This is a genomic window from Bartonella sp. AP258QHHD, from assembly GCF_042196145.1.
Lineage (GTDB): Bacteria > Pseudomonadota > Alphaproteobacteria > Rhizobiales > Rhizobiaceae > Bartonella.
Window position 1 is genome coordinate 1 of record NZ_JBHIPR010000030.1, and the last position, 6,830, is coordinate 6,830.

1 protein-coding gene is annotated in these 6,830 nt (G+C 38.3%); it reads right to left on the reverse strand.

Annotation, left to right across the window (positions count from 1 at the left end; translation table 11 throughout):
• Window positions 1–1,143: 1,143 nt before the first annotated feature.
• A complete protein-coding gene (locus tag ACFIMM_RS03430) occupies window positions 1,144–6,189 on the reverse strand; it encodes an autotransporter outer membrane beta-barrel domain-containing protein (RefSeq protein WP_375692617.1) in 5,046 nt (1,681 codons plus the stop codon).
• Window positions 6,190–6,830 lie beyond the last annotated feature (641 nt).

Genomic DNA, 6,830 nt, shown 5'->3' on the forward strand with positions numbered 1-6,830 from the left:
GGTATGCTTTGATGCTTACTTCATTCCCCTGATGGCGCAAGTACCCAGACAGTTTCTATATCATTATGTTTTTATTGTAAATAACAAAACGAATTATATCGATGATGTTCTCTATGATTTGAAGTTTTGCTTCAGAAAAACTTTTTTTCATGATCATAAAAAGTTGAGAAAAGTGGATTTCATAAAACCTAGCTTGGTTAAGCTTATGCTAAAAGCACTATGAAGTATGATATTTAAAAATTGTCTATTAAAGATAATCGTTATAAAAAGCTCTATAGCGTTGAGATGTATTATTTGATGCACTCACCAAAACGATCAGCAAATTTTTTCTGCTATAAGAAGAAGAGATGAGGGGGCTATTCACAGGCTTTCTTTAAAGAGGCTAAGGGTACCAAAGTCCATTTTTCTAAGGAAGCACAGCCCATTTCGCGATGGTGTTCATGAATGCTATAACGCTAAAGCCATAGAGTTCCATCATCTTTACGCTTACGAAGGAGCAAGCCCATCGCACTTTGCTAGCTCCCAATGTTTGTGACAAGCCCTTGGTTCTTGAGACAGTTCATGAGAGGACTTCTCAGGCTTTTCTTATATAACTTTTCTCCACACGCCAGCCCTGCTTGTAACGTGCAAGAAAATTTTTAATTGTTTCAACATAAAACAAGTTTGAAATGAGAGAATCCTACGATATTAGGGACTCTCATTCAACATGGAAAACAAAGAATTATCTTTATAAATCAATATACTGTATGGAATTAGAGGGATAAGCATTGTCAAAATGGTTTGCCTAAAAACGGTACATGGACATATAAATGAATCCTTACAGGGTGGTGTTAAGCTAATGGATTGAAGAAACAGGAGGATAAACATAGAAAAGGTATGAAGAGAGAGTTTCTTTTATCATTATCTTTTCCAATGTAGTCTTCTTTTTATTATCTAAAAATACACTTTGCTTAGCTTTATAGACAAATTCGATAATGAATATGCCGCGTGACTCGTGTAAATAGGAGGGAAGGAGATCATTGAGGAGAAAAGAAAAAAGTTTCAGGGGATAAGAATAGTAGCTTACATAGATTAAAAAGGCAGTATGTATACTGCCTTTTTTGTTAAATTGAATAGAATGAATAGGCTATTTACAGACTTTCCTTAAAACTGATAGCGTATGCCACCTGAAAAGCTTGCACCACTTATACCAGTTTTCTGAAGCTTTTGTCGATAGCTTACATCACCGTAAAGAGAGAAATTGTGAGACAGTTGTGCATTGATGCCAACGCCGCCCTCAATTGCTGTTCCTATGGGATCAAGGTCAAAATCTCTGCCAATCTGGATGGTACCATCATCACCAAAGGTTTTGATCAAGTTTGCTTTTCCATAGAAGGAAATGGCAGGACCATTTTCAGTGGTCATAATGGTTTTGGTTAAACGTCCACCAACACGGATCAACCATTGAGAAGGATTTTTCATATCAATTTTTAAATTATCAGCATCTTCAATGGTATCAAACATCAAATGTTGATAAGCAAGTTGTATTTGGGGCTCGAAGGTTAAACCTTCCATTCCGGTAGAAAATTGTTTGCCAACGGTGGTGGAAATACTCAACATTTTTACATTGTTCAATTTCGCGGTTTTACCAATGATAGCATTGGTGATATCGCTCTTTATTATTCCATAGGATAAAAGTGTATCCATATAGAAACCACTGTCATGCTGTACGCTACTATAGGCAGTGAGAGACCATTTATCTAAAGTGCTTTTACTTGCATCCTGCATCTCTTTTGGAGTGAAAGACAGCCGCCCATAGGTGCCTAAAAGACCAAGATGTGTAGTAGTGCTGTGCCCTTCTAACGTAGTCAATGCAACCCCACTTTGTATAGCGGCGTAGCGAATATCAGCACCATAACCATATTTAAGGGGACCGCGTTTCGAGGATAAGGTTCCTGTACCCCCATAGGTAGAGAGGAAAAAACTGTTTTTTAGATTTTTCTGCTCTCCCAAGACTGTTGTTCTCATATTGGCTAAAAGTGCATTTTGCTTGGCCATATCGGCCAATCCAGTATAAAAGAGGGCATTTGGCATAACCAAATAGCTTGCCATTTGTGGTACAACTGCTCTTACTTTTGAATCGGTGTCAAAAAATTCAGGCTGCAAACGGAAATCCCAGAAATCTTTATCCTTTTCATCGAATAAGTTTTGGTTAGCATTGGCTTTGCCATAGCTTGAGACTGGTCCATAGGCAGTTAGCGTATATTTATAAGGAGTTCCTCCTATGGTGGTATAGCCATTTTTCAATTTAAAGGAGTCTTCTTTTGCTTCTCCAGAAACTTGAATAAGTGAAAGTCCACCTATATTTGAAGGAGTAGAAGCATTCTCTACGCTCTCTTTATCCCCTGAAACACTTTTGACATAAACTGTTGTGGTGCCTGCTACATCACCGTGAATGAGAAGCCTATCGGTTTTTTGTGCATCTATTGCAACACCATCACTCCATATAGCGTTGAAATGAATTTCTGCCTCACCAAAGGCATTATAGACTGCTAGAGTGGTTGGTATTCCAGATCCTACATGCAATGTATGATAATGATCTTCTACCGGTCCATTAAAAACAATAGAACTATCATTAAGATTGAGCACAGAAATATCAGAACGTGACCTTTGAGCAATAGCAAGCAGTTTTCCGTCATCATCGGTTTCTTTTGTACTGGTTTTCAATATCCATGTTGTCTTGTTTGTCAAATCAAAGCGTACGGTTCTGTTTTCTGCAATTTTTGCTCTTCCCTTTAATACCGAGTGATTAGCATTTAATGTAAAAGCAAAATTACTTTCTTTAGTTGAAGCTTTTGCTGCTAATAAAATATCGGCACTGATTTCTGAATTTTTGAGATTGGCTATACCGATTGATTGGTCTGCGTTAATTCCAATACTATTTTCAGTGCGAATCTTTGTATTTGTCAAGTTGATTTCTAAGGCGTTATCGTCCTCGGATTTATCAAATATTATGCCACTGTTTTCTGCTGTTGCAGAAACATTTGTTACATCAATATATCCGCTATTTTTTACAACAAATGCTGATCCTTTTGCTGCTACGGTCCCTCCATTCATTTTAATTGTGCCACCGTTTTCTGCATAAAGTCCGATGAAAGTATTGCTAATCGCTGTATTTCCATGCAATTCAATTAAGCTGTAAGGATTACTGGCAGCTGCACCGTATCCGTTGCCATCCATTGTTGTTAGAGCAACGTCTGTGACCTTAATATGTCCACCATTCATTGCGAACAATGCCATGGTTGTCGCAGTTACTGTTCCCCCAGTCATTATGATTGTGCCACTATTTTCTGCATCAAGTCCGGTTACAGCATTATCAATAGTTGTCTTCCCATACAATTCAATCAAGCTATTAGGATCGGTGGTAGCTGCACCGTATCCGTTACCATACATCGTTGTTAGAGCAACATCTGTGACCTTAATATGCCCACCGTTTTTTGCAAACACTGCCATGTTTGCAGCGGTTACAGTTCCTCCCGTCATTGTGATTGCACCACTATTTTCTGCATTAAGCCCGATGAAAGCATTATTAATTGTTGTCTTTCCATGTAATTCGATCAAGCTATCAGGATCGGTGGTAGCTGCGCCATAGTTACCATTTATTGTTGTTAGAGCAACATCTGTGACTTTAATATGCCCACCGCTTTTTGCAAGCAATGCCATGTTTGCAGCGGTTACAGTTCCTCCCGTCATTGTGATTGCACCACTGTTTTCTGCATTGAGCCCGATGAAAGCATTATTAATCGTTGTCTTTCCATGCAATTCAATCAAGCTTTCAGGATCGGAGGTAGCTGCTCCGTATCCGTTACCATACATCGTTGTTAGAGCAACATCTGTGAGCTTAATATGTCCCCCGCTTTTTGCAAGCAATGCCATGTTTGTTGCGGTTACAGTTCCATCTGCCATTGTGATAGTACCACTATTTTCTGTATTAAGCCCGATGAAAGCATTATCAATTATTGTCTTTCCATATAATTCAATCAAGCTGTCAGGATCAGTGGTAGCTGCACCGTATCCGTTGCCATCCATTGTTGTTAGAGCAACATCTGTGACCTTAATATGTCCACCGTTTGCTGCAAACAGTGCCATGTTTGTTGCGGTTACAGTTCCATCCGCCATTGTGATAGTACCACTATTTTCTGTATAAAGTCCGATGAAAGCATTATTAATTGTTGTCTTTCCATGCAATTCAATCAAGCTGTTAGGATCGCTGGTAGCTGCACCGTATCCGTTGCCATCCATTGTTGTTAGAGCAACATCTGTGACCTTAATATGTCCACCGCTTTTTGTAAGTACTGCCGCGCTTTTCCCAGTTACAGTTCCACCCGCCATTGAGATAGTGCCACTATTTTCTGTATAAAGTCCGATGAGAGCATTATTAATTGTTGTCTTCCCATCCAATTCAATTAAGCTTTCAGGATCGGTGGAAGCTGCACCGTATCCGTTTCCGTCCATCGTTGTTAGAGCAACATCTGTGATCTTAATATATCCACCGTTCATGGTAAACAATGCTGCGCTTTTTGCAGTTACAGCTCCTCCCGTCATTATGATGACACCACTGTTTTCCGCATCAAGTCCATTTATAGCATTAGTAATCGTTGTCTCTCCATCCAATTCAATAAAGCTGTAAGGATCGGTGGAAGCTGCCCCGTATCCGTTTCCGTCCATCGTTGTTAGAGCAACATCTGTGACCTTAATATATCCACCTTTTTGTGCAAATAATGCTCTATTTCCCGCAGTCACTGTCCCTCCCATCATTATGATTGTAGAGAATAAACCGTCTGCATAGAGTCCATCACCATCAGATGATGTAACTTGAACGCTGCCTTCTTTACTATTGGCTAAAGTAATGAAGCTGCCGTTCATTACGTATAGCCCTGTGTGTTCTCCATCAAATGCTCCTCCTAATATCGTTACTTGTGAACCATCTTCTGCCGATATGCTGGTGTCTGCTTGCGTAATGGTTACATTTTCTAAAGTGAGATGACTTCCGGCAAAGGCCGTTATTCCTGTGTATAAAAACTCTTCTTTTTCATTTTCTAATTCACTTTCCCATCCAGGGTCTAATTCATTGTCCGATGTTTTCACACTTTCTAGCTTGTCTTGATCACTTATGCTGGTATTTGCATAAGTAATGGTTACATTTTCTAATTTGTTTTTATCGCTTTTACTCTCATTGAAGAACGCACCAGTTTCAAAAGCCGTAATGGTTCCTCCAGTCATTGTGATTGTGCTACCGTTTGTTGCATAAAGCCCAATTACAGCGTCATTAATTACCGTATTTCCGTGTAGTTCAATTGTGCTGTCAACATCATTAGCTATTGCACCGATTCCGGTGCCATCTTTTTTTAAAGTAACATCTGTGACGTCAATATGTCCGCCATTTTCTGCAAGTAATGCTGTATTTTCTCCAGTGACTGATCCTCCTATCATTGTGATTGTGGATTGTGCACCATTTGCATAGAGTCCGTCACCATGAGATGATGTAACTTGAACACTGCCTTTTTTATTATCGGCTAATTCACTATAGGTTAAAGTAATAGCGCTGCCTTCCGTAGCAGATATTCCTTTGAGTTCTCCATCAAATTCTCCTCCTAAAATCGTTACTTCAGAATGATCATTTGCAAATATACTGGTGTTTGCTTGCGTAACTGTTACGTTTTCTAAAGTAACTTTGCTTTTGTTGTCGGCATTTATTCCCTTGTCCATGAAGTGGCCATCTTTACCGCTTGATATTGTTACACCTTCCAGCTTATTTTTATCATTCATACTGTTTTCGAAGAAAGCGCCAATTTCAGAAATCGTAATAATGCCTCCAGTCATTTTGATTGTAGCACCATCTTTTGCATTAAGACCAAGACGAATGTCAAAATCAGTTCCTTTAATGGCTGTGTCTTGCAGTAATGTAATCGCACTGCCAAGACCGTCAGCTGTTACAGCATAAATATCCGTGTCTTTATTCCCAACCACAGTTAAATGTGTGCCGGTGATTTTCCCGTTGTCTTTCGCATTAATAATCTCATACGTTGTGTTAGATACTTCTTTTTTCTCGCCGGAAACTTCAAGAGTTTCAGCATATACATTGAGATGGGTGTTGAATAGCATGACAGCTATGACAGCTGTGCAGCATAAAAGGGATTTTTTACACATCAAGATTTTCCTAACTTATAAGAGCCACACACTCTTCCCCCGCTTATAAGAAGGATATCAAATGGATGGATATTTTAGAGATGGAACGTGAATAGGATATTTTTATTTTTGTGTAAAGTATAAATTAACTTATACATTTAGCATATAATGTATTATATTTAAATTCATTTAGTATTAAATGAATACATTATGTTAATATTATAAGTTTTTCTATTCAAGATATGTGTTATGTTTGCATAAAACTTGTTGCTTATGCTTAAAGAAAAGAAATAGGCAAGAAAATTTCAAAAAACTGTATACTTGAGCCTGATAGGGATCTCTTCCAACATCATGAAACCAAAGATGATACCATAGCTTTCATGTTTTTCTTTAACACGGTTACGATAAAATAGCGCTCATTGATTTTTCAATCGACTTTTAGTTTTTTTCAAGGGATATTTTTACTAGTTAAAAGCGCGATATTTTATTGTCTTGAGTTTTTTAACTAATTTTCTTAAAGAAAAATGTTGGCGGTGTGTATTGGTAGAAAAGAATAGGGGAGAGATAAAAAGGCAGCATACTGTGCTGCCCTTTTTGTTAAATTGAATAGAATGAATAGGCTATTTTTACAGCCTTGATTTAAAACTGGTAGCGCATGCCAC